Genomic DNA, 22380 nt, shown 5'->3' on the forward strand with positions numbered 1-22380 from the left:
CCCATGCCGAACTCAGCAGTGAAACGCCGTAGCGCCGATGGTAGTGTGGGGTCTCCCCATGCGAGAGTAGGGAACTGCCAGGCATCAAATAAGTAGAGAGCCCATCCGAAAGGATGGGCTTTTTGCGTTTGGGGTTTTAGTTTAATCATTCATAATATATTTATCTTATTTGAGATAAATAAGGTTGGTTAAGCAATAAATTGAGGTTTAATAATATCTCTATGGTGTAAAGGCGTTAACTGTATTTTCTATTTTGGTTGTTTTAATTAAAAAATTAACTAAGCGCAAAAATCAAAGATAATAAAAGCTACACCAGTAATTAAAGAAGATGCAAAAGATGAAGATAAAGCTAATGTGATATAACGGTTTATACGAGGGTGTGATTTATTTTTTTTCGTTATTAATGGTTTTGTTAATTCTTGTTGAGATAAAGAAGAAATTAGATAATCTTGGTTATCATTTTGCTTTTGTAATAGGGGGTTATTTTCTGGCTCTGGCAAATCTTCATAAATAAAAATATACCCCTCTTTAGGTACAGTCTTTATCTCACTAGAACTGAGTTGAAATAAAGATAGCGAACGTCTTAAGTTAGATATCGCTTTAGTTAAGGATGTTTCACTTACATATACCTTCCCCCAAACATAATCGTGAAGATCTGTTTTATTTACGATTTGATTTTTATGGTCACAAAGTAATTTCAGTATTGCTGCCTCTCTACTTCCTAATGAAATAATATCGCTGTTTTTTGCGATTTGATTTTTTAGTGAATCAAAAATGACACCATTACCTAAACTATAAATTCGCTCCATAATTTAAATAGACCCCTTATGTGTGTGTTAATTAATGTGAAAAGATGATAGTGCTACAGATTAAACCTGAACTTTCAACGGATACGTATGAAAATGGATACGTATAAAAATTGTAATGTATATGTGATTAAAATTTATTATAAAACTATAAAAATCACTTTTTTTGTGTTTTTTTTATAAAAAAGGTTAATTTCAAATTGAAAATAAAATTTAAACAGGATAAAGATATTTTTATTTCATTTTTTTTCATTGTTTATTGGGAATAACGCATAATATTGTGGCATGAGCGTTACGTTAATAGCATTTAATAATGAGTGATAATCGAATTTATCATTCAATTTAAATGACAAATGGTCTTTAAATTTTCTATAGTACAGTAAATTAGTTCAACATATTGCAAATATAAAAATACACTATAGTGATAATAAGCAAGTATTTACCTGATATGACTAACAAGACAATGTGCTAAAAGAAGTGTGTTTTATATGCAAGTCTAGTTTTATTACTCAGATTGTTTTATTTTTATGAAAGATAGGATTAAAAAGAGAGCGAATTTGAAAAATATTCGTGAAATAGTACTCGGCGTGTTAGTTGATAATTTAAATCTGGATGTTGGTTTACTCTCTAATATTGAGTATACCGAGCCTGTTAGTATTAGTTTACATACAGGAGAGGAGATTTATATCTATATCGAAAAAGAAATTTTACATGCTGTCATTGAGATAGATACCCAAGCACAAGATATCGTAAGTAATCAATCGTTAGCATTGATAGATGCTATCAAATCATGCCAGCATGTTTTTTTAAACATTCAAGAGGATAAGTTGGTCTTATTAGCAGAGATCTCTGTTACTGAAGAGGCACTTACGACTTCATTAACTACGGTATTAGAGATATTTAACAATATGGTTGTGTTGTTTAAAACTTAATCGATTATTTGCCATTTAAATATGAAAACATTAAATATAGACTATTTAATGCTGATACACTATGAAAAAAGCCCACCATAATAGGTGAGCTTTTATAGGGATTCTGGTCGGCATGAGAGGATTCGAACCTCCGACCCCTGACACCCCATGACAGTGCGCTACCGGGCTGCGCTACATGCCGAACCATTACTATATTACTGATTTATCATTTGAATACAAGTAGATAGATCACATTATTTTATAAATATCATGGCTATATAATTTAATTTTCATCAGTAATAAAGCGCCTTACTTCTTTTAGTGCTTGCAATAAAATACTTAAGCGCGGTTTGTCTTCCGGTAGCGGTTTATAGTTTATATCGTAGGCACTAAAATTACCTCGATTGTCTAAATGCATTTGTTGATCGTTACTGATAATCACTAATTGATTTGCATTACCCGCCAGTACCCAATTATGTTTACGCTCTGGTGTGAACAGATTTTCGCCTTGAGTGTAATCAGATAGTGGGTTAGTAACACCAAGAACATCTTGCATTAATGTAGCCGAGATATCCGTATTACTGGTTAGTTTATCTACCATACTCGGCACTTTGTCTGGCCAATATACGAGTAGCGGTACTTTCAATTCATATTGACTAAAGTTTTGATTATAGCCCCAATTATTATGGCCAGTCTCATTAAACTCCATACCATGGTCAGAAGTAATGATCACCACAGTATTATTAAGCAAATGTTGTTCTTGTAATGTGTCAAAAAGCTGTTGTATCTGTTGATCCACTTTCTGTACACTATTTTGATATTTTTGCCGCAACTCTTGGGCACTGGTTGCTTCAACACTCTCTTCACTATGGTTTTCTACACTACGGCTACGTTGTGTAAAGCCTTTATCAAATGAGGCTGGTGCACTGTAATTGACATAGGTAAACCACGGTTTGCTGCCACGCCCAGGTTGTTCAAGCCATTGTTTCCAACGCTGCGTAACAGCAACATCACTAGCAACCAGATTTTTTGGATGTGCTTTAGGCAGATAAAAACCATTAAATAGAGCACGGCGATAGAGTGGTGCAGCGAAACCGTTAGCTGAAAATAGCCCCATCTGATAATCACGGTGTTGTAATGCATCAATAAACTCAGATGATTTTTGAATAGATAAAATACCATCTAAATAAGTAGGCGAGAGCCCATAAAATAGGCCAAATAAGCCCGTATTTGCATTATTACCAGTGCTGTAATTATTATTAAAACGGGTTGCTAAATTAGCTTTCTGGTTAAGTGCTGGCATTGTTGTATTGTTAAGTGCATCAGCGCGTAATCCATTAACAACAACTAATAAAATATTGTAGTCTTTTGCTTGTGGGGTATATGTAAGGTCATTACGCGGATAGTGTACTGTTGCGGCATCCGGTGTGCCTTGCTGATTAAGCTGGCGCAAATACTCATCTTGATTCATAAACCCATGACGTTCAAGAAAGCGTTTAGCTGTCATTGGGTAATAAAGTGGTAAATTGGCTTTTTGCATCGTGATTGGACGATAAAGCGTAGCATCAGCCCACATATAAACAAGATGTGATGTAATAAAGCAGCAAATAAATAGAATAGCAAAATAACGGTCGAAATTTCGGCGGCCTAAACTACGCAATTTTTGCCAGCTCCACGTGGCAAAGAGCAGTTCAATTAAAAAAATAATTGGAACAGCAATAAATAAGAGTTGCCAATTACGCGAGAGCTCGCCGTCATCAGGGTTAACTAAGATTTGCCAAACAATAGGGCTTAAATGAAGATGAAATTGGTTAAATACTTCAGTATCAACTAATAAAAGCGTAAGTCCACTTGTTGCAAAAACAACAGCACCGATACGTAATAATCGTTGTGACATTATTAAAAATGTCAGAGGAAAGAGAATTAATAGGTAAGCGGCAAAGCCCAAGAACCCAAAGTGACCAATCCAACTGATAAATGCATAAGCACGGCCTAGCAGGGTTGGTGGCCAGTCAGCAGCCAGAAAATAGCGGCTCCCAATCACCAGTGACGCCAGAATATTAAATAAAGCAAACCAGTGACCCCAAGTGATCATCTGGGAAACTTTTTCACGGTAGCGCGGGCCAGTTTTCAGCATCGGGTTCTTGCGACTCCTGTTATTGCAGTTTTTCTTCTTTTACAGAAGAGAGCAAGGCATCAGCAAAAGAGCGTGCAATCACTTTACGCTGTTGTGGTGCAATGCTGGAGTTGATCAGATTAGTGACCATATTACCTAAGACCATCAATGATAGATCTACAGGAACTTGATGACGTTCTAGAGTTTCAATCATATCCGTCAGAATATTTTCGACTTTTTCGTCGCTATAACGTGATTCTTGTGCCATTCGCGTGTGCTCATAACGAAGTTTTAGCCTTACATAATACCTAAACTGGCCATTGATTTCCGCATTTTTGTGCATTGAAGATTGATTCCGCACATTTGCCTTTTCATACTGACGCGCTGTGTCTTGCACAGAACAAAAGGCGGTGCTTCAATACACATCTAAAGAACAAGGCCAAATGCAAAGAGGATAAAAAAACACCATGAGCCTAAAGGTTAATCATATTGCATTACACCAGTTAGTAAAGCGTGATGAGAGTACACTCGATATCATGTTGCGCGACTCTCCGCTACCCATTAATGATGCTGTTGAGCAGATGATGGAAGAGCTACATCGAGTTTACTCTGCTAAAGCAGGAAAGGCTTATGGTCTGTTTAATCCAGAGAGTGTTTTTGCACCAACATTACAAAACTGGATCGCTGAATCGACAGATTTTCTTACCTTTTCACGTATGGCAACCGAACAATTGCGTGATCAACTAGCAAAATACCCGTTTGCCGAGAGTGGTGTGGTGGTATTGTGCCATTACCGCTATCTGGCTTCAGAATACTTACTGATTGCCCAGCTTAACAACTGTGTCAGTATGCGTGTCAATGAACTGCTTGATGTCAGCACGACTCACTATCTTGATATCACCCATTTAGATATCGCTGCACGTATTGATCTTACCGAATGGCAAAGTAATCCTGAATCTCAACGTTATCTGACCTTTGTAAAAGGGCGAGTAGGGCGAAAAGTGTCTGATTTTTTCATGGATTTTCTCGGCGCAGCGGAAGGGCTAGACACTAAAGCGCAGAATCGTGGCTTATTACAAGCGGTTAATGACTACTGTGCCGAAGCGCAGTTCGATAAAGAAGAGCGACAAGAGTATCGGCAAAAAGTGTATGCCTACTGTAATGAGCAATTACAAGCCGGTGATGAGATAGAACTGAAAGATCTCTCAAATGTATTGCCGGAAGTGGCTGAACAGAACTTTTATCAGTTTGCGGAGCAGCAAGATTATGCACTGGAAGAGAGCTTTCCAGCCGACAGATCGACTTTACGTCAGCTAACCAAATTTACCGGCAGTGGCGGTGGGATCACCTTGAGTTTTGATGCTCTACTGCTTGGTGAGCGTATTTACTGGGATGCCACAACAGATACCCTGACGATCAAAGGCACTCCGCCAAACCTGCGTGACCAACTGCAACGTCGAGCAGCGGGAAAATAATCACCTAATGATATGTGTTCGCTTATCCGCGCCCACAAAAAACGCCGCATAATGCGGCGTTTTTCTTTCGAACAAAGTACGCGAAATTAAGCGCGAACGAAGTCGATGTGCGTTACTTTTGGCTTGAACGCATGACGCTGCATAGCTTGAACTTTAACTTTAACTTCTTCACCAGCGATAACTAGAGTCATTTCGCTGTTGTAGAACGCATCGTTAGCTTGCGCGTTGATGATTGGATCGTGTTCCAGAACGATTGCTACTGGTGGCTTGTTACCACCATAAACGATTGCAGGTACTTTGTTAGCAATACGCAGGCGGCGGCTCGCACCCTTACCTTGCTCTTTGTCGGAACGAACTTCAGCATTGAAAGTAAACATAATTGTTTCTCACTAAGGATAATTAAAGGCAGCAATGCAGGCGACCCAGCACTGAACCTATTATAAAACGAGGCCGGATTTTAACGAAAATCGCCCTTAATCGCAAACCAATTCTATTTATTGTGTCGAGGTACGTGCCGTTATCCCCGTAACTCATATGCTTTCCGAAAACGGCCCTGATAATCAAAAACCTTTTCGCGAATTTTTAGGTACTTACCCTGTAAACGCGCGACGACAAAATCGGGGGCGCGCAAGCAAGACTGTTGGGCAATAATGCTCGCTGCACTGTCCCAAACAAATGGAACACCCGGCGCACGCTGGTGTACCCGCAAAAACTTCAACTGGAATACCTGTTTTTGAGCCGCTGTCTCAAGGTAAAAACGCTCTTTGACCTCAGCACCATCTTCGCCGCCATCTTCATCAAAATAGGTGATATTGAGCCATGCTCCTTTGCCATCACGCCCCTCTTGTAGCAACATACCGCAGCAGCGTAACACCCTTGCATCTTTTAAATTGAGCGCGGCTTTGAGCATATCATCAGGATCAACCAATACTTGATCGCACTGATGGCAGCGGCGGGCAGCAATATCATTTTCTGCCCCGCAATGCGGGCACACCTTAAAGCGAAAACGGTAATCGCATTGTTCACGCTCACGATTTTTCCCGTTTGAAACACCTTCATCGGCTTCATACTCAAACCAGCCCTGACAACGGCGGCCAAAATGTTCAATAACCGTGCCTTGTGTGTCAGTTTTCCCCCAGAACTGGTTGGCAAAACCACAAGCAGGGCAAAACACCTGCACCGGCTGACTGTCGGTTGCCGGTTTGTGGCTACCCACTTCCGGTGTAAACAGATCATGCGGGTTACCGGCATAATCAAGGATTAAACAGTCGGTTTTTCCCTCCGCAAGGCGCAAACCGCGCCCAATAATTTGCTGATACAAACTGACCGACTCGGTAGGCCGTAAAATAGCAATTAAATCAATGTGTGGAGCATCAAAACCGGTCGTTAATACAGAAACGTTGACCAAATAGCGTAACGTTTTTTGTTTAAATGCGGTGATTAGGTGTTGCCGCTCACTGGCTGGGGTTTCGCCGGTAATCAGCGCCGCTTGTCCGTCGGGTAATAACCCGTACACCTCTTTTGCATGCTCGACGGTTGCCACAAAGATCATTACACCTTGGCGTGCTTGTGCATACTCAATAATTTGGCTGACAATATGCGGGGTTATTCGCTGTTGTTGCAGAGTGAGGTTGATATCGCGCTCAGAAAACAGCCCCATTTGATTAGCCTGCAACTGGCTAAAATCATACTGTACCACTGGCATGTCGAGCCGGTTAGGTGGCGTTAAATAGCGGTGCTTAATCATATACCGCAGTGGGAGTTCATAAATACAGTCACGGAACATTGGGTTTTGTTCCGCATCGGCACGGGTCATGCCGTGGTAGTGATAGCGGTAAATCCACCCCTTTCCTAAACGATATGGTGTGGCGGTTAACCCAAGAATGCGCACATTTGGCTGATGCTGTTGTAAATGTCGGATCACCTGCTGATATTGTGAGTCCTCACCATCACTGATCCTATGGCACTCATCAATAATCAGCAGTGAAAATGCCTCTTCAAACGCGGTCAGATTACGGGCAACAGATTGTACACTGCCGAAAACCACTTTACCTTGGCTCTGCTTTTGCTGTAATCCCGCCGAAAAAATATCTGCATCTAGCCCGTACGCGCAGTATTTAGCGTGATTTTGTTCGACTAGCTCTTTTACGTGAGCAAGTACCAACACACGCCCGCGTGCCTTACGTGCCAGTTCAGCAATTACCAAGCTTTTCCCCGCACCGGTGGGCAAAACAATGACTGCTGCACTGGTATGCTGACGAAAATAGTGAATTGCTGCATCAACAGCTTCTTGTTGGTATGGGCGCAGAGTAAAAGCCATGGGTAACAACATAAACCGCTATAAAAGGATAACTGTGGGAAAGTATATACTGTCTCACCCGATTCCCGAAACACAGGTAAATCGGCCATGTTACCAGTCCCTTTATTACTACCTACAAAATGTGCACAACTTTGATACCGCGCGCGGATGCAGGGCACATCTTTCCGATATAATGGCACTTTACGGCTTACACATTGACTCAAAGAGAAGCGGATATGAATTTTCAGCACATGATCGGGTTGGGCGTTGCCGGTAATTTTGCCGGGCATCTTGAACAGGCGGGCGAAGCAAAAGATTTCGTTGCTGTAGCCGTATCTGATGTGGTTGCCCCAAAAGCCATCTTCCCATTTTATGTGCCAAATACCTGCGCAGCAGAGCGCGCTCCGCATTTTCTGCACACTTACCCACTCTCTTCCGATCATATCGTGCCTCCGGCGGATGCTGATAACCTGCAAATTGAACCGGAAGTTGCCATCGTTTGTGATATTCATTATCAGAACGGGCAGGTGGTCGGGCTGACTCCACGCCAATTTGCTGCCTACAATGATTGTTCAATTCGCCGCCCGAATGCTAAAAAAATCAGCGAGAAAAAGAACTGGGGCATGTGCAGCAAAGGGGTTTCTGCCACATTGCTGGATATCGATAAATTCGCTGAAGGTGGGGTGATGGATGATTACCGTATCGCCTGCTATCTGGTACGCGATGGTCAGGTGCATGCGTATGGCATTGATAGCCCGGTGGTTGAGTACAGCTATTTTCACCACCGCTTGCTTGATTGGCTGATAAATCAGATGAATTTTCAGCAAGATCAAGGCCCAGCGGAGAACATTGCAGCACTGCTCAAACAGGCTGGTTATCCGGCACAAGCACTGATCAGTATCGGCGCTACCCGTTATACCGAATTTGGCGAAACCCACTTTTTACGTTTGGGGGATCGCAGCGTTGTGGTGGTGTATAACAGCCAGTTCTACAGCGCGCACGATATTGAAGAGAAAGTGAGAATAAACCAACTCTCAGATGCCTATCTCTCGGCACTGGTTCAACAGGTTGATTACTAAGCATTAAAGCGAATAATGAAAATTAAGCACTCATCATAAGCAGTCAATATAAACTGCATACTCCAACAAAGTATGCAGTTTTTGGTTACACGCTGTCATGCACTGATTTGTTGTGCCTTATTTGCTAAAGACTGTAGCCAAGCAATCTCTTGCGGCCAGATACTCATATCTACAGTCTCAAGCACCAGCGGAATACCGTTAAAGCGCGAGTCTTGCATAATAAACTCAAATGCCGCATGGCCAATATTACCTTCACCCAAACTGTGGTGGCGGTCAACACGGCTACCCAGCGTACTTTTTGCATCATTAATATGCATACCACGCAAATAGTTAAACCCGACTACAGCATCAAACTCGGCAAACGTTTTGACACAAGCCTCAGTACTGCTCAAATCATAACCGGCAGCAAACGTGTGGCAAGTATCAATGCAAACACCCACGCGGCTCTTATCCTCAACCTGTGCAATAATTTCGGCTAAATGCTCAAACCTCCAGCCCAAATTAGAACCTTGACCGGCAGTATTCTCAATCACTGCAGTGACTTGAGAAGTCTTATCCAGTGCAATATTGATAGATTCAGCCACTTTTGCCAGACTTTCCTTTTCACTGATTTTATTCAGGTGGCTACCAGGGTGAAAATTGAGCAGCGTTAACCCCAGTTGCTCACACCGCTGCATCTCATCTAAAAACGCGGCGCGTGATTTTTCCAGTGCATCGGCTTCTGGGTGGCCCAAATTAATCAGGTAACTGTCGTGCGGTAAAATTTGCTCAGGTTTAAAACCGGTCAGCTCGCACGCCTGTTTAAACGCATCAATTATTGCTGGGGTTAATGGTGCAGCAGCCCACTGGCGCTGATTTTTGGTAAATAGCGCAAACGCCGTTGCATTGAGCTCTTTTGCCCGCCATACCGCCTGATCAACACCACCTGCGGCACTAACATGTGCGCCAATATATTTTGTCATTTATGCACTCCTTCTCTTTTTATTATGCCGCGGGGCTGAATCGGTTTACAGCATAAAACAGTAATTCGCGTCTCGAATTATTGGCATTTTTCCCTACTTATTGCCTACGTTTATTAAAGCGATCATCAAACATCGTGATTGAAAAGCCTTAAGAACGTAAGAACTTAAGAACTCAACAAAATATTCAGGGATGAGAGAGCAGATCATTAAAGCCAATATGGGGTAGGAAACAGACCCTATCTATACACATAAATACAGAGGATCTTACGATGCTAATTACCCTTGCTCATCCCTTCACCGTCTATACGTTAGCCTTCGTTACCTCATTGGTGGCATTGACTGTACAGGCAGCCGAGTCTGATTGGAAACCGGTTGGCAATATACCGCAGGGGCAGGTCTATCTCGATACCCAAACGATAACAACCGATGAAAAAGGCATAACCTATGCAAAGATGCGGATTGACTATACAAAACCTGTTGCCGCAGGCGCATTGTCATTAGTTGGGCAACACAGCAAAGTCAGAATTAATTGTGCAGCACAACAGAGCGCAACAGATAATATTGTTGCTATTCAAGATAATGGCCAACATTTTATTATGGCCAGCTATGAGTCTGCACCTTTTACTGCTGTCGTGCCGGAAACAGGCAATGCATTATTACTCAATCAACTGTGTACAACACCGATATAGCAAATATTGAACAGAGAGCATTTCGCAGGCCTAAAATCTGTGACACTAAAACCATCCGTGCAGATATAAAGAAGAAATACTAATAATAAAAGTAAGAGGGTTGCCATGCGCGAGGGCGTAATCATTGTACTGCATGGCCTGTTTATGAATGGCCTTATGATGCAGCCTTTCACTGATAGGCTGCATCATCTAGGCTGGAAAACAGAAATGTTAACTTATAACTCGGTCAATATTCAGTTAAATGAAATCTATGCAGCCCTCGATGCTCTGATCAATCAGCACCCAAATCAGCCAATATATCTGGTCGGGCACAGTTTGGGAGGGCTGATTATCCGCTACTATGTGCACCGGCATTATGGCTCATTTTCCCATCAACATACTCAGCAAAAACAACCTCAGATAAGCCGAGTCATCACACTAGGTACACCACATCAGCGTGCCAGCACTGCCGCTCGCTTACAACAACTGGGGTTAGGCTGGATGATGGGCAACTCGGGTGAACATGGGCTATTGCAAACCGACTTACCAGAAACCTGGTCCGTTGATATTCCGCTCGGCACAATCGCTGGAACAACCGCCATTGGTATGCGTCCTTTACTCTTTTGGCAATGGGATAACGAGCCAAACGACGGATTAGTCTTAGTGAGTGAAGTAAAAATAGAAGGCTCTACTGATCATATTGATATTGCCGTTACCCATACCAATATGATTTATCAGTGGGATGTTATTCAGCAAGTTGACCATTTTTTACAGCATCAACACTTTGCTCACCGTAATCAAGATGTACAACAAGCAGTAAATGCGTAAACTTCATGGTTTTATGGCTCATTGCAGGATATGTAAATGAATACTTTCTCTACACTTTGTCGTTTATTTGGCACGTTGTTATACCGTCAACCTAATGACTCTGTTATGCCGCCGGTATTAGCCATGCTAGAACAAGGTGCACTCAGTGAAATGTGGCCACTGGTATTGAGTGATAACAGTGAATTTGCCATGAAGCAGTTACGAATGAAGCAGGATATTGCTGCACTAAACAGTGACTATCAACACCTGTTTGCTACTGAGGGAAGTGTATCGTTATTTGCTGCTGATTACGGCATTGATAGCACAGCGTTTCCCGCATTTCAGCAACAAATTGGCATGCCTGCTATTGCCAGTGATGCAGCACAACGCGGACATTTAGGATTGATGTTGTTAACCGCATCCTGGATTGAAGATCACAGTGCAGAAGATGAAATTACCGCACAAGAGCAGTTATTTCAGCACTATCTACTGCCTACAGCAGCCAAAATTCTTGGCCAAATCGAAACTCATGCAACCAATGGTTTTTACCGTAGTCTTGCTGTACTGATACGTGAAGCACTTTCAGCAATGGCAGATGAGCTTGTTGAGCAACTAGAACACCAACAAAGTGATACCGAACAAGCCAAATAAAATTAATAGCAATAAAAAATAAAGGCTGAATCTATATGGGATACAGATTCAGCCTAATAAGAAAACCGCTTTATTACTTATTGCGATTATTCTGATAAAGGAATAACAATTTTACCGGGTTTAATCTCAATACCTTTCGCAAGCTGACGAACTAAAGCCTCTTCCTTGCTTCGTTTAGCATCAAGCACATAAACCGGCGTTTGATTAAAGAACAACTGCAGTGAGTTTTTCAGATAAGGTAACAGCACTTTTGTACTCTTATCTAAAGATTCAGGGCTAACAGTGGTATTAAGTAATTGCATATCACGCAAATAGATAGCACCCGTATCATGATCAAAATAGGGGCGAGCAGCCAGTGATAAATTAATGGTTGCGTGATCTTTGCCAACAAGCGTGTCTAAATTGAGATCAGCAATGCCATCTAAAATCACCTGATTTGGCTCAGTACGGCCAATTTTAGCTGTCATGTTTTTCAACGTAATATGTGCTTCAAAAACACCCGGTAATCCTAACTGTTTTTGAAATTCAACTTTTTGCTGCAAATACTCATTGACTTGTTGCTCACTCAAGGAATATTGAGTCAGTTGACTGCATGCGCCAAGAAAACCGGTCAGCAGCAAAGCTAACACTACATAGAGTTTTTTTGTCATGGTACATCTCTGATTACACATAAATAGGCAGGCAGAATACCGTTTACATCTATAAAAATCGAGCCAGAATGTGCGGTTGCTCTGGGTTTTTTTGTAAAGGTATTGACAATGCACTCAACATAAATTGCAGAGTGAGAAAGGAACGTAACACACTTAAACCTAAATATGTCAAAAAAGATACACAAATCGATGAGTATACTCAAAGAGTATTAAAGGTAATTTACCAAAATAGATAAATAAATCACCGTAAAGCACTGACAGATTATTCCCAATAACCAGACACTTGAGTATAGTAACACCTTGTACAAGCCCAAACATTGGAATGTCAGGTGAGCAATAAGATCTATCAATGGCCCGTTCGCGTTTATTATGAAGACACGGATGCAGGAGGGGTCGTCTACCATGCACGTTATGTGGCCTTTTTTGAGCGTGCGCGAACTGAACTACTACGCAGTAGTGGATTCGAGCAGCACACGTTACGGCAAAGTCATATCGCCTTTGCCGTGCGTCGTATCGTTGTTGACTACCGTTTACCGGCATGCCTTGATGATCTCCTCACTGTCGAGACCGAAATTGTCGCTGTGCGCGGGGCATCGATAACCTTTAACCAACGAATTATTCATCAGGATGGGCGGTTACTGTCATCAGCCGAAGTATTGGTTGCATGTATAGACCCGTCGAAAATGAAACCTGTTGCACTTCCAGCTGTGTTAGTCGCGGAGTTTACTAGTGTCTGCTGAAATGAACCTATTAGACCTTTTCTTAAAGGCAAGCTTTATGGTTAAGATCGTCATGATGATCTTAATCGGTTTTTCCATCGCTTCTTGGGCAATTATCATTCAACGTTCACGTGTATTGAATGCAGCTACTCGTGCAGCCGATGCCTTTGAAGATCGGTTTTGGTCTGGTATTGATCTCGCTCGATTATACCAAGAGAGCTCAACGCGCCGCGATGAACTCAGTGGAACAGAGCAAATTTTTTATTCAGGATTCAAAGAGTTTGCCCGTTTGCACCGTGCTAATGGCCATGCACCAGAGGCTGTGCTTGAAGGGGCATCCCGTGCTATGCGTATCTCGATGAACCGCGAACTAGAAAGTTTAGAGAACAATATTCCTTTTTTAGGAACAGTGGCCTCTATTAGCCCCTATATTGGCCTATTTGGTACGGTCTGGGGAATTATGCACGCCTTTATTGCACTAGGTGCAGTAAAACAGGCCACTTTGCAAATGGTTGCACCGGGTATTGCTGAAGCACTGATTGCAACAGCTATCGGCTTATTTGCTGCTATTCCAGCCGTTATGGCCTATAACCGACTCAATTTGCGCGTGTCTAAATTAGAACAAAATTACGGTAATTTCACCGAAGAATTTACCGCTATTTTGCATCGGCAAGCATTTGCTGCTGATGCAGCAAAGCAGTAAATGAGGAGCGTTCCAGATGGCCTATACACGGCGTAGACGGCACGAAACAAAATCAGAGATTAACATTGTTCCATTTTTGGATGTGTTATTGGTGTTATTGCTGATATTCATGGCAACAGCACCCATCATTAGCCAAAGTGTACAAGTTGATCTGCCTGACTCAGCAGAGTCCAGTGCCGTGGAGACCAAAGATGATCGTCCGCCGGTGATTTTGGAAGTGTCAGGCGTTGATCAATACGCCATGTCGATTGATGGCAAACGTGATGAAAATCTCAGCGCAGATCAAGTGATGCAAAATGCCCGTTTAAATATAGGGCAGGGGGATCAAAAAACAACTTTCTTAGTAGGGGGAGCAAAAGATGTTCCTTATGAAGAAGTGATTAAAGCCCTGAATTTACTGCATGAGGCTGGCGTAACATCCGTTGGCCTTATGACTAACCCGATATAAATAGAGAATGTTGTATTGATGGATAACAACAACAAAAATAAACTGACAAAATCGGTTGTTGTCTCCGTTATCTTGCATGTACTGGTGATTGCTCTGCTGATATTCGGTTCTATGTATCAGGAGATCCCCGCTGGTGGCGGTGGGGGCGGCGGAGCAATTGATGCAGTCATGGTTGATCCGGGTGCAGTAGCACAACAGTATAAGCGTTTACAACAGCAAAACGATGATTCACGTCATGCTGAAAATGAGCGCAAACGAAAACAACAGCAGAAAAAGGAAGAGCTTCAGAAAAAACAACAAGCTGAAGAAGAGCGTTTACGTGAGCTTGAAAAAGAGCGTTTAAAAGCACAAGAGGCTGCTAAACAAACAGAAAAGACTCGTCAGCAAGCTGAAGAGCAGAAAAAACAAGCGCAAGAAGAGGCTCAAAAAGCTGAAGCTGTGAGAAAACAAGCAGAAGAGGCAAAAAAGAAAGCGGAATTAGCACAGAAAAAAGCAGAAGATGCAAAAAAACAAGCAGAAGCAGAAGCCTTGGCAGCAAAAACGAAAGCCGATGCAGAAGCTAAACAACGAGCCGATGCTGAGGTAAAACGTAAAGCTGAAGCGGAGGCCAAGAAAAAAGCAGAAGCGGTTGCCGCAGAGAAAATAGCTACTGAGAAAGCTGCTGCCGAAAAAGCAGCAGAAGCAAAAAAACAAGCGGCTGCGGATGCAAAAAAGAAAGCAGATGCTGAGGCCAAGAAAAAGGCAGATGCCGATGCTAAGAAAAAAGCCGATGCAGCCAAAGCTGCGGCAGCAAAAGAAGCTGCTAACAGTGAAGCAGCTTTAAATGATGTTTTAAATGGTTTAACACAAGATGCCAGTGGTGGAAGCAGTGCTTCAGCACGTGGTCAAGCTGCAGGTTCCGGTAAAGCAGGTGATCCTGGCCCTGATGGTGACAAATACGGTGGTCTGATTAAACAAGCGGTAAGCCGTAATATGTATGACACTAGCTTGTACCGTGGTAAAACCTGTAGCGTAAAAATTAATTTTGCACCTGATGGTTTGATTTTAAGCTCATCAGTTGTTGGAGGTGATCCTGCATTGTGCCAAGCAGCAGAACGAGCGATTAAGATAACACAAAAGTTACCACGACCGCCTTCAGATGCTGTATACAATAAGTTTAAGAATGCAGTTTTAGAGTTCCAATTCTAATGTTGCAGCACGGGTTTTGAATTAGGAGAAACAATGAAACCGGTCTTAAAATTGTTTGCAGGGCTAATGATGCTGGTTACTGCGGTAGCCAGTGCAGAAGTCCGCATTGTTATTGATCAAGGTGTAGATACTGCACGCCCAATTGCCGTTGTTCCTTTTAAATGGACGGGCAGCGGTAACCCACCAGATAATGTAGCTGAAATTGTTGCAGCTGACTTACGAAACAGCGGTAAGTTTAATCCAATTCCGCCAGCACGTATGCCACAACAACCAAGCACCGCATCAGAAGTAAAGCCAGCATTGTGGTCAGCAATGGGTATTGATGCCATTGTGATTGGCCAAATTCAAGCTGGGGCCGATGGAAACTATCTGATTTCATATCAACTGGTTGATACAGCCGGCTCACCGGGTACTGTACTAGAAACGAATCAGTATCGTGTTACTAAACAGTGGGTACGTTATGCTTCGCATACTGTCAGTGATATGGTATTTGAGCGTTTAACCGGTATTAAAGGTGCTTTTAGAACACGTCTTGCTTACGTGGTACAGACTAACGGTGGCCGTTATCCCTATGAGTTACGTGTGTCTGATTATGATGGCTTTAATCAGTTCGTTGTGCATCGTTCCCCAGAGCCTATTATGTCCCCTGCGTGGACAAAAGATGGGCGTAAATTAGCATATGTAACATTTGAAAATCGCCACTCTCAGTTAATGTTACAAGACTTAAGCACATCAAAACGTAAAGTTTTAACCTCGTTCCCACGTCATAACGGTGCGCCAGCATTCTCACCTGATGGCACTAAAATGGCATTTGCGCTATCAAAAGATGGTAGTTTGAAGCTATATGTTATGGATATGGCATCTGGGCAAATTCGCCGAGTAACAGAGGGCCGTTTTAATGATACTGAACCATCGTGGTATCCAGATAGTCAGTCAATTGCATTTACCTCTGATCGCGGTGGTCGCCCACAAATTTATAAATTAAATTTGGGTTCGGGCGCTGTTGAACGCTTGACTTGGGAAGGTGCGCAGAACCAAAATGGTGAAATATCGCCTGATGGAAAAGCACTGTATATGGTGACTTCCGCAGGAAAAGGGCAAAATATTGCAAAACAAGATTTAGATACAGGCTCTGTTGAGGTTCTGACTAATACATTTCTTGATGAAACTCCAAGCGTGTCTCCTAATGGCACTATGCTTATTTACGGTTCAACACAAGGCCTTGGCAGAGTATTGAATTTAGTGTCAACGGACGGACGTTTTAAAGCACGTGTTCCGGCAACTGATGGGCAAGTGAAATTCCCGGCTTGGTCGCCGTATCTGTGATGAAGTAAAGATAATTAAATTAAAGGATATAATAAATGCAACTGAATAAAGTGTTGAAGGGATTGATGTTAGTTCTGCCTGTAATGGCTGTTGCTGCATGTAGTTCAAATAAGAGCAACGAAAATACAGATCAAGTTATTACACCTGAAGAGAATGGTGTCGGTAATGGCAGCAACGGTATGTCTGCTGAAGAGCAAGCACGTATGATGATGCAAGAACTTCAGCAAAATAACATCGTTTACTTCGGTTTTGATAAGTACGATATTCAGCCAGAGTTTGCTCAAATGCTTGATGCGCATGCAACGTTCCTGCGTGATAATCCATCTTACAAAGTGGTTGTTGAAGGCCATGCAGATGAGCGCGGTACACCTGAATATAACATTGCATTGGGTGAGCGTCGTGCAAACGCAGTGAAAATGTACTTACAAGGTCGTGGCGTAAATGCAGATCAAGTCTCTATCGTTTCTTACGGTAAAGAGAAACCAGCTGTTCTAGGCCATACTGAAGATGCATACGCGAAAAACCGTCGCGCAGTGCTAGTTTACTAATAAGGGTATTGCATGAACCGTAACTACAGATCGCTTGCGAGTCTGTCGTTACTGGTACTTGTAGCCGTGTCCTACACGGCTACAGCGCAAGCTCCAGTCTACGAGGCGGGAACTGGATCTTTAGAAGATCGGGTTACTCGCCTTGAACGCATGATGGAAGCGCGTAACCAGTTACTGACAGATACACAGCAACAGTTGATGTCTCTGCAAGGCGAAATGGATCAATTACGTGGTTCTCTTGAGCGTAGTGAGTATCAATTAAATCAGGCGATTGAACGCCAACGTCAGCTATATCAACAGATTGATAATATGTCTACTCAGACAAAATCATCTGTGCCTGTATCTGCACCAATTAATGCTACGTCCGCAAACGCGGATACAGCAAAAACAGATACTGTAGTGAGCAATAATGCTACTGAAAATCAGGCTTATGATGCAGCCGTACAACTTGTTTTACGTGATAAACAGTATGATAAAGCCATTGCTGCATTTCAGGCGTTCATCAGCCAGTACCCAAAATCAGTTTATCGCCCGAATGCACACTATTGGTTAGGGCAGTTATTGTTTAACCAGCAACGCAAAGATGAGGCACTTCAGCAGTTTGCAGCGGTAGTGAAAGATTTTCCTAAATCACCTAAGCGCGCTGATGCTATGCTAAAGCTAGGTATTATTGCACAAGAAAAAGGTGATACAGCAGCAGCTAAAACCTTATTCCAACAAATTGTTAAATCATATCCAACTTCGTCATCAGCAAAAATGGCAAAATCACGGTTAGATTCATTAGGCCGTTAATGCATTATTTGTAGCGATAAATAAAACCTAGCATCGTATATTTATATACCTAAAAGCCTATAAGTTTTCTATACTTATAGGCTTTTTTACATATGGGTATGATTTGGTACATAAAACATTATCTGATGTGATCTTTATCTAAAAGAAAACAAAAACATGTTTTTAGATGACGCAGGTAGCATTATTTCCTTTATGCTTTTTTTAGATATGCATTGAAATTAATGAACTTTCCATTTATTTGGTATTCAGCGATGATGGCAATGTAACTATTTATTATAAAAATCAGGTTAATTCTGTATCGAGGGTAATATGAGTTTTGTTGTACTGGGTAATATTGCCATTTTTTTAGTAGCAGCGTTGCTGCTGGTACGCTATCAACGTAGTGGTATTAGTCTTTCAAGGGCCGTATTTGTTGGCTTAGTTATTGGGGTTGGTTTTGGCTCATTATTGCAATTTTTTTTCCAAAACACGGATTCTGTTGTTAAAGAGACATTAGACTGGTTGAATATTGCTGGCAATGGTTATGTTAACCTATTGCAGATGATAGTCATGCCACTGGTATTTGTCTCTATTTTGTCTGCTGTAACTAAGTTAAGTGATGCAAGTTCATTGGGGCGGATCAGTTTTTCTGTTTTGTTGATGCTTATGGTGACGACTGCAATTTCTGCAGCTATTGGAATTGGTATTACTGAGCTATTTGGTTTAACAGCGGAAGGGTTAACACAAGGGGCACGTGAACTGGCGCGTGGTGAAATGATGATCTCAAAGAGTGGGGAAATAGCGAGTCTGACGTTCCCACAAATGTTGGTCTCTTTTATTCCGACGAATCCGTTTGCTGATTTAGCTGGTGCTCGTTCGACCTCAATTATCAGTGTTGTTGTATTCTCTGCATTTTTAGGTGTCGCTACATTGAAACTGAAGGCTGAGAAGCCAGAAGTGGGCGAAAAAATCACGGCAGCTATTGATACATTACAAACATTAATTATGCGCTTAGTGCGTATGGTGATCCGTCTAACACCTTACGGTGTGATGGCGTTGATGACTAAAGTTGTCGCCACATCTAATATACACGATATTATTAATTTGTTGGGCTTTATGGTTGCATCATATGTGGCTATTGGCTTGATGTTTATAGTGCACGGTATTTTCTTGTTTTTTGCTGGGGTTAATCCGTTTCGTTATTATCGTAAAGTGTTGCCTGTGTTGACCTTTGCGTTTACTTCGCGCTCAAGTGCAGCGACTATTCCACTGAACGTAGAAGCACAAATTGATAAGTTAGGTATCCCTTCTACCATTGCCAATTTTTCTGCATCATTTGGTGCAACTATTGGGCAAAATGGTTGTGCGGGTATTTATCCAGCAATGTTGGCAGTAATGATTGCGCCTACCGTCGGTATTAATCCACTGGATCCTTCTTTTCTTGCCACATTAATTGCGGTGGTAACATTAAGCTCGTTTGGTGTTGCAGGTGTTGGTGGTGGTGCAACATTTGCTGCAATCATTGTACTTTCAACGATGAATTTACCTATTGCATTAGCAGGTTTTCTAATCTCAATTGAACCTTTAATTGATATGGCAAGAACGGCATTGAATGTTAATGGTGCAATGACAGCGGGTATGGTTTCAAGCCGTGCTCTGGGGCAAACAGATATGGATATATTTCGTGGCGAAGATAAAATAACGTCATAATATGATTGCATATAGTGAATGCGAAAGAGTAATAAATTGTGTAAAACGCTACTGATTAAGTAGCGTTTTTTTTCGTTTAGCAGTACTACTATCAGCAGTTTTGGTGATGATGAAACTGTTGGAGTATAGGGTATGACACCGCAAGAACAGAACATGATTGAGGGTGTAGCTGATCGTTTACGTAATCATACATTGAGCCGTAAAGACCCTGCAGCAGAAGCATTAATCAGTGAGCAGATTGCAATGCAGCCTGATGCTTTGTATCGCTTAACACAGAGTAATATTTTACAGGAAGTGGCGTTAACAGAAGCTAAGAGTAAGGTAGCCTACCTTGAAGAGCAATTAAAAGCATATCGTGAACAGGGAATGATGGAGAGAATGCGTGGGGCAACACCGGTTGTTGAACAACCCGCTCCGCAATATCAACCCTCTATGTTTGGTGGTTTTATGAAAACCGCAGCGGCAATGACAACCGGTGTTGTGGCTGGGAATTTGATTTCAGATGCGCTAAGTGGTTTGTTCTCTTCACGTGATGAGGGAATGAATGCGATGAATATTGACCCGCAACCTGTTGTTGAAAATATCACGAATAACTTTATTGATCCGGCAAATACCGCTGGGTTAACGTCTGATGATTCGAATGATTTTCTGGCTAACTCCGATGCATTAACCGCAATGAGCAATACGGATAATGATAATCCGTTTGGTTTGGATAATGATATTGTTGATCCACAAGATGATAATGGTTTTTTGGATAACAGCAGTAATGATGATGACAATGATTTTTTTGATGACGATGACGACAATAATGGCCTGTTCTAATAGGATGATAGCCGCTATTGTTTAATATAAATCTCATTGTATGGCATAATTTGATATTGAGTGATCACTCATCAGAGATAAAAAATCCCCGCTGATTCAATCAGCGGGGATTTTTATTATGCAGGTGTTAGGGGTATAAACGTGGTTAACGTATTTGTTATTAACTACGTACTACACGTACTACACGTGGTAATAGTGGTCTATTACTCTTTAGCTTTTCCTTCACGCGCACTGTAAACCAAGCTGGCAATAACCGATGTGGCTAAAATTGCGGCCACAATACCCAATGACAGTAATACCGGAAGCTTTATCCACTCAATAATCAGCATTTTTGTACCGATAAAGACCAGAATGATAGCTAAACCGTATTTCAACAGGGCAAACCGATCGGCAAAGTCAGCCAATAAGAAGTACATTGCACGCAACCCCATAATGGCAAAGATATTTGAGGTTAAGACAATGAAAGGGTCTGTGGTTACGGCAAAAATAGCCGGAATACTGTCTACCGCAAAGATCACATCACTGATTTCAACCAGTATTAAGGCTAAAAACATTGGGGTGGCAAAGCGTACACCGTTACGTACGGTAAAGAAGTTTTCACCATCAAGTTCGTGTGTTACTGAGAAGTTTTTCTTAACCCATACGAGTAACGGGTTTTTATCAAAATTCCCTTCACCATCACTACTTTTGAGCATTTTAATACCGGTAAGTACCAAAAATGCACCGAACAGATAGAGGATCCAGTGGAATTGAGTGATTAACCAGCTGCCGGCAAAAATCATACCGGTACGTAAAATGATAGCGCCCAGTACACCGTAGAGCAGTACACGACGTTGTAATTCGGCAGGGATAGCAAAGTAGCCAAAAATCATTAGCCAGACGAAAACGTTATCAACCGCGAGGGCTTTTTCAATGACGTAACCAGTTAAAAATTCGAGTGATTTTTGGTTTGCAATTTCCCGACCCAGATTAAGATCAAGGTAATACCAAATGCCGAGGTTGAACAGCATCGCAACAGATATCCAGATCACAGACCAGATAGCCGCTTCTTTTAACGATACTTTGTGGTTTTTACCACCTTTGAGGACGAGAAGATCAACGAGCAGTAACCCGATAACCAGCACGAAGAATGCTATCCACATCCAACTATTGCCGATACTTTCCATATTAGTAAACTCCTAAAAACAAAAAAACCAAGTCCGTAAGGCTTGGTCATCTTTTTTTAGGATAGACTTTGCCTTACGGCAAGGTCTCACTTACAACATATGTTGCCTGAGTACCGGGTGCAATAAAACACCGTAATGACGATAGCCCAGCAATGAAGTTACTCCCCTTGTGCGTGAATTATAGATTTTAGGGCATATTTCTTCCAGTACTATTTATTATATGCCGCGCATTATGGAGAAATAGCACATATTTCTGTTTTACTTTATTCGCTGCCACACCCACAGCCGCAATCAGGTTTACTGCGCTTATAAAGATTATATCCAAACAGTAGCACAATAAATAAGCCTGAAATCGTGATTGGCCAGCCAAGATAGAGGCCACTGATGGTGGAGATAATCAGCAGTGCTGCGATCAATATAACCCGAGTAGTCAGTATCATTATTCACCTTTATATGTACCACATAAAATAATCATACAAATACATTTTTATGATAATACGAATCATTCTTAATTTCGAGCTATTTATTGCCTGCTCTATTTTCGTTAAAAAACGG

24 protein-coding genes, 1 tRNA gene and 1 rRNA gene are annotated in these 22380 nt (G+C 41.9%); 16 read left to right on the forward strand and 10 right to left on the reverse strand.

Features of this window, described 5'->3' with window-relative positions; all coding sequences use genetic code 11:
• A 5S ribosomal RNA gene (gene rrf / locus ACRC53_RS02575) occupies nucleotides 1-83 on the forward strand; the annotation flags it as partial.
• A 195-nt stretch (nucleotides 84-278) separates the two neighbouring features.
• On the opposite strand, the gene ACRC53_RS02580 is transcribed toward rrf, so the two are convergent.
• Nucleotides 279-809, reverse strand: coding sequence for a winged helix-turn-helix domain-containing protein (locus ACRC53_RS02580; RefSeq protein WP_438642015.1), 531 nt, complete (start codon nucleotides 807-809; stop codon nucleotides 279-281).
• A gap of 554 nt (nucleotides 810-1363) precedes the next feature.
• Between ACRC53_RS02580 and ACRC53_RS02585 the strand changes: the two genes are divergently transcribed.
• Nucleotides 1364-1738 carry a hypothetical protein gene (locus tag ACRC53_RS02585; RefSeq protein WP_438642016.1) on the forward strand — a complete coding sequence of 125 codons (375 nt, stop codon included), beginning with the start codon at nucleotides 1364-1366 and terminating at the stop codon, nucleotides 1736-1738.
• A gap of 104 nt (nucleotides 1739-1842) precedes the next feature.
• Here the strand turns inward: ACRC53_RS02585 and ACRC53_RS02590 are convergent.
• The 3 genes from ACRC53_RS02590 to ACRC53_RS02600 form a co-directional block, all read right to left on the reverse strand.
• Nucleotides 1843-1919, reverse strand: a tRNA-Pro gene (locus ACRC53_RS02590).
• 81 nt (nucleotides 1920-2000) lie between these two features.
• Nucleotides 2001-3854 carry a DUF3413 domain-containing protein gene (locus ACRC53_RS02595; RefSeq protein ID WP_438642017.1) on the reverse strand — a complete coding sequence of 618 codons (1854 nt, stop codon included), beginning with the start codon at nucleotides 3852-3854 and terminating at the stop codon, nucleotides 2001-2003.
• 19 nt (nucleotides 3855-3873) lie between these two features.
• On the reverse strand, nucleotides 3874-4101 hold the full coding sequence (locus ACRC53_RS02600; protein ID WP_438621942.1) for a YejL family protein: 228 nt from the start codon (nucleotides 4099-4101) through the stop codon (nucleotides 3874-3876).
• 199 nt (nucleotides 4102-4300) lie between these two features.
• Between ACRC53_RS02600 and yejK the strand changes: the two genes are divergently transcribed.
• Nucleotides 4301-5308, forward strand: coding sequence for a nucleoid-associated protein YejK (yejK, locus tag ACRC53_RS02605; RefSeq protein WP_438642018.1), 1008 nt, complete (start codon nucleotides 4301-4303; stop codon nucleotides 5306-5308).
• An 86-nt stretch (nucleotides 5309-5394) separates the two neighbouring features.
• Here yejK and rplY read toward each other — a convergent pair whose 3' ends face one another.
• Nucleotides 5395-5685 carry a 50S ribosomal protein L25 gene (gene rplY, locus ACRC53_RS02610; protein WP_438642019.1) on the reverse strand — a complete coding sequence of 97 codons (291 nt, stop codon included), beginning with the start codon at nucleotides 5683-5685 and terminating at the stop codon, nucleotides 5395-5397.
• A gap of 140 nt (nucleotides 5686-5825) precedes the next feature.
• Nucleotides 5826-7628 carry a DEAD/DEAH box helicase gene (locus ACRC53_RS02615; RefSeq protein WP_438642020.1) on the reverse strand — a complete coding sequence of 601 codons (1803 nt, stop codon included), beginning with the start codon at nucleotides 7626-7628 and terminating at the stop codon, nucleotides 5826-5828.
• A 215-nt stretch (nucleotides 7629-7843) separates the two neighbouring features.
• Between ACRC53_RS02615 and ACRC53_RS02620 the strand changes: the two genes are divergently transcribed.
• Entirely contained in the window at nucleotides 7844-8686 is an 843-nt protein-coding gene (locus tag ACRC53_RS02620; protein ID WP_438642021.1) for a DUF5718 family protein, read from the forward strand.
• Between the two features lie 95 nt (nucleotides 8687-8781).
• Here ACRC53_RS02620 and nfo read toward each other — a convergent pair whose 3' ends face one another.
• On the reverse strand, nucleotides 8782-9648 hold the full coding sequence (gene nfo / locus ACRC53_RS02625) for a deoxyribonuclease IV (protein ID WP_438642022.1): 867 nt from the start codon (nucleotides 9646-9648) through the stop codon (nucleotides 8782-8784).
• Between the two features lie 269 nt (nucleotides 9649-9917).
• Between nfo and ACRC53_RS02630 the strand changes: the two genes are divergently transcribed.
• The 3 genes from ACRC53_RS02630 (at nucleotide 9918) to ACRC53_RS02640 (ending at nucleotide 11774) form a co-directional block, all read left to right on the forward strand.
• Nucleotides 9918-10337 carry a surface-adhesin E family protein gene (locus ACRC53_RS02630; RefSeq protein ID WP_438642023.1) on the forward strand — a complete coding sequence of 140 codons (420 nt, stop codon included), beginning with the start codon at nucleotides 9918-9920 and terminating at the stop codon, nucleotides 10335-10337.
• A 105-nt stretch (nucleotides 10338-10442) separates the two neighbouring features.
• Nucleotides 10443-11144, forward strand: a complete 702-nt coding sequence (locus ACRC53_RS02635; RefSeq protein WP_438642024.1) for an esterase/lipase family protein — start codon at nucleotides 10443-10445, stop codon at nucleotides 11142-11144.
• Between the two features lie 36 nt (nucleotides 11145-11180).
• Nucleotides 11181-11774: a TorD/DmsD family molecular chaperone gene (locus tag ACRC53_RS02640; RefSeq protein ID WP_438642025.1), complete on the forward strand. Its 594-nt coding sequence runs from the start codon at nucleotides 11181-11183 to the stop codon at nucleotides 11772-11774.
• A gap of 86 nt (nucleotides 11775-11860) precedes the next feature.
• On the opposite strand, the gene ACRC53_RS02645 is transcribed toward ACRC53_RS02640, so the two are convergent.
• Nucleotides 11861-12424 (reverse strand): lipoprotein, encoded by a 564-nt coding sequence (locus tag ACRC53_RS02645; protein WP_438642026.1) that lies wholly within the window; start codon nucleotides 12422-12424, stop codon nucleotides 11861-11863.
• 329 nt (nucleotides 12425-12753) lie between these two features.
• Between ACRC53_RS02645 and ybgC the strand changes: the two genes are divergently transcribed.
• The 9 genes from ybgC to ACRC53_RS02690 all read left to right on the forward strand — a co-directional run bounded on the left by ybgC (nucleotide 12754) and on the right by ACRC53_RS02690 (nucleotide 20659).
• Entirely contained in the window at nucleotides 12754-13164 is a 411-nt protein-coding gene (gene ybgC, locus ACRC53_RS02650) for a tol-pal system-associated acyl-CoA thioesterase (protein WP_438642027.1), read from the forward strand.
• A gap of 1 nt (nucleotide 13165) precedes the next feature.
• Nucleotides 13166-13846, forward strand: coding sequence for a Tol-Pal system protein TolQ (tolQ, locus tag ACRC53_RS02655; RefSeq protein WP_438642486.1), 681 nt, complete (start codon nucleotides 13166-13168; stop codon nucleotides 13844-13846).
• Between the two features lie 16 nt (nucleotides 13847-13862).
• A complete protein-coding gene (gene tolR / locus ACRC53_RS02660) occupies nucleotides 13863-14294 on the forward strand; it encodes a colicin uptake protein TolR (protein ID WP_438642028.1) in 432 nt (143 codons plus the stop codon).
• Nucleotides 14295-14312: 18 nt separating this feature from the next.
• Entirely contained in the window at nucleotides 14313-15482 is a 1170-nt protein-coding gene (gene tolA / locus ACRC53_RS02665) for a cell envelope integrity protein TolA (protein ID WP_438642029.1), read from the forward strand.
• 33 nt (nucleotides 15483-15515) lie between these two features.
• The gene (gene tolB, locus ACRC53_RS02670) at nucleotides 15516-16808 is read left to right on the forward strand and encodes a Tol-Pal system beta propeller repeat protein TolB (protein ID WP_438642030.1); all 1293 of its coding nucleotides are present in this window, start codon (nucleotides 15516-15518) and stop codon (nucleotides 16806-16808) included.
• 35 nt (nucleotides 16809-16843) lie between these two features.
• The gene (gene pal / locus ACRC53_RS02675; protein ID WP_438642031.1) at nucleotides 16844-17356 is read left to right on the forward strand and encodes a peptidoglycan-associated lipoprotein Pal; all 513 of its coding nucleotides are present in this window, start codon (nucleotides 16844-16846) and stop codon (nucleotides 17354-17356) included.
• A gap of 12 nt (nucleotides 17357-17368) precedes the next feature.
• On the forward strand, nucleotides 17369-18148 hold the full coding sequence (gene ybgF, locus ACRC53_RS02680) for a tol-pal system protein YbgF (RefSeq protein ID WP_438642032.1): 780 nt from the start codon (nucleotides 17369-17371) through the stop codon (nucleotides 18146-18148).
• 309 nt (nucleotides 18149-18457) lie between these two features.
• Entirely contained in the window at nucleotides 18458-19837 is a 1380-nt protein-coding gene (locus tag ACRC53_RS02685) for an L-cystine transporter (protein ID WP_438642033.1), read from the forward strand.
• 132 nt (nucleotides 19838-19969) lie between these two features.
• On the forward strand, nucleotides 19970-20659 hold the full coding sequence (locus tag ACRC53_RS02690) for a DUF2076 domain-containing protein (protein ID WP_438621925.1): 690 nt from the start codon (nucleotides 19970-19972) through the stop codon (nucleotides 20657-20659).
• A 203-nt stretch (nucleotides 20660-20862) separates the two neighbouring features.
• On the opposite strand, the gene ACRC53_RS02695 is transcribed toward ACRC53_RS02690, so the two are convergent.
• Together ACRC53_RS02695 and ACRC53_RS02700 are read right to left on the reverse strand one after the other, a co-directional pair.
• A complete protein-coding gene (locus tag ACRC53_RS02695) occupies nucleotides 20863-21825 on the reverse strand; it encodes a TerC family protein (protein WP_438642034.1) in 963 nt (320 codons plus the stop codon).
• 263 nt (nucleotides 21826-22088) lie between these two features.
• On the reverse strand, nucleotides 22089-22265 hold the full coding sequence (locus ACRC53_RS02700; RefSeq protein ID WP_438642035.1) for a hypothetical protein: 177 nt from the start codon (nucleotides 22263-22265) through the stop codon (nucleotides 22089-22091).
• Nucleotides 22266-22380: the final 115 nt, after the last annotated feature.

It is taken from the genome of Plesiomonas sp. (assembly GCF_051652165.1).
In the GTDB taxonomy this organism is placed as follows: Bacteria; Pseudomonadota; Gammaproteobacteria; order Enterobacterales; family CAMTGL01; genus Plesiomonas.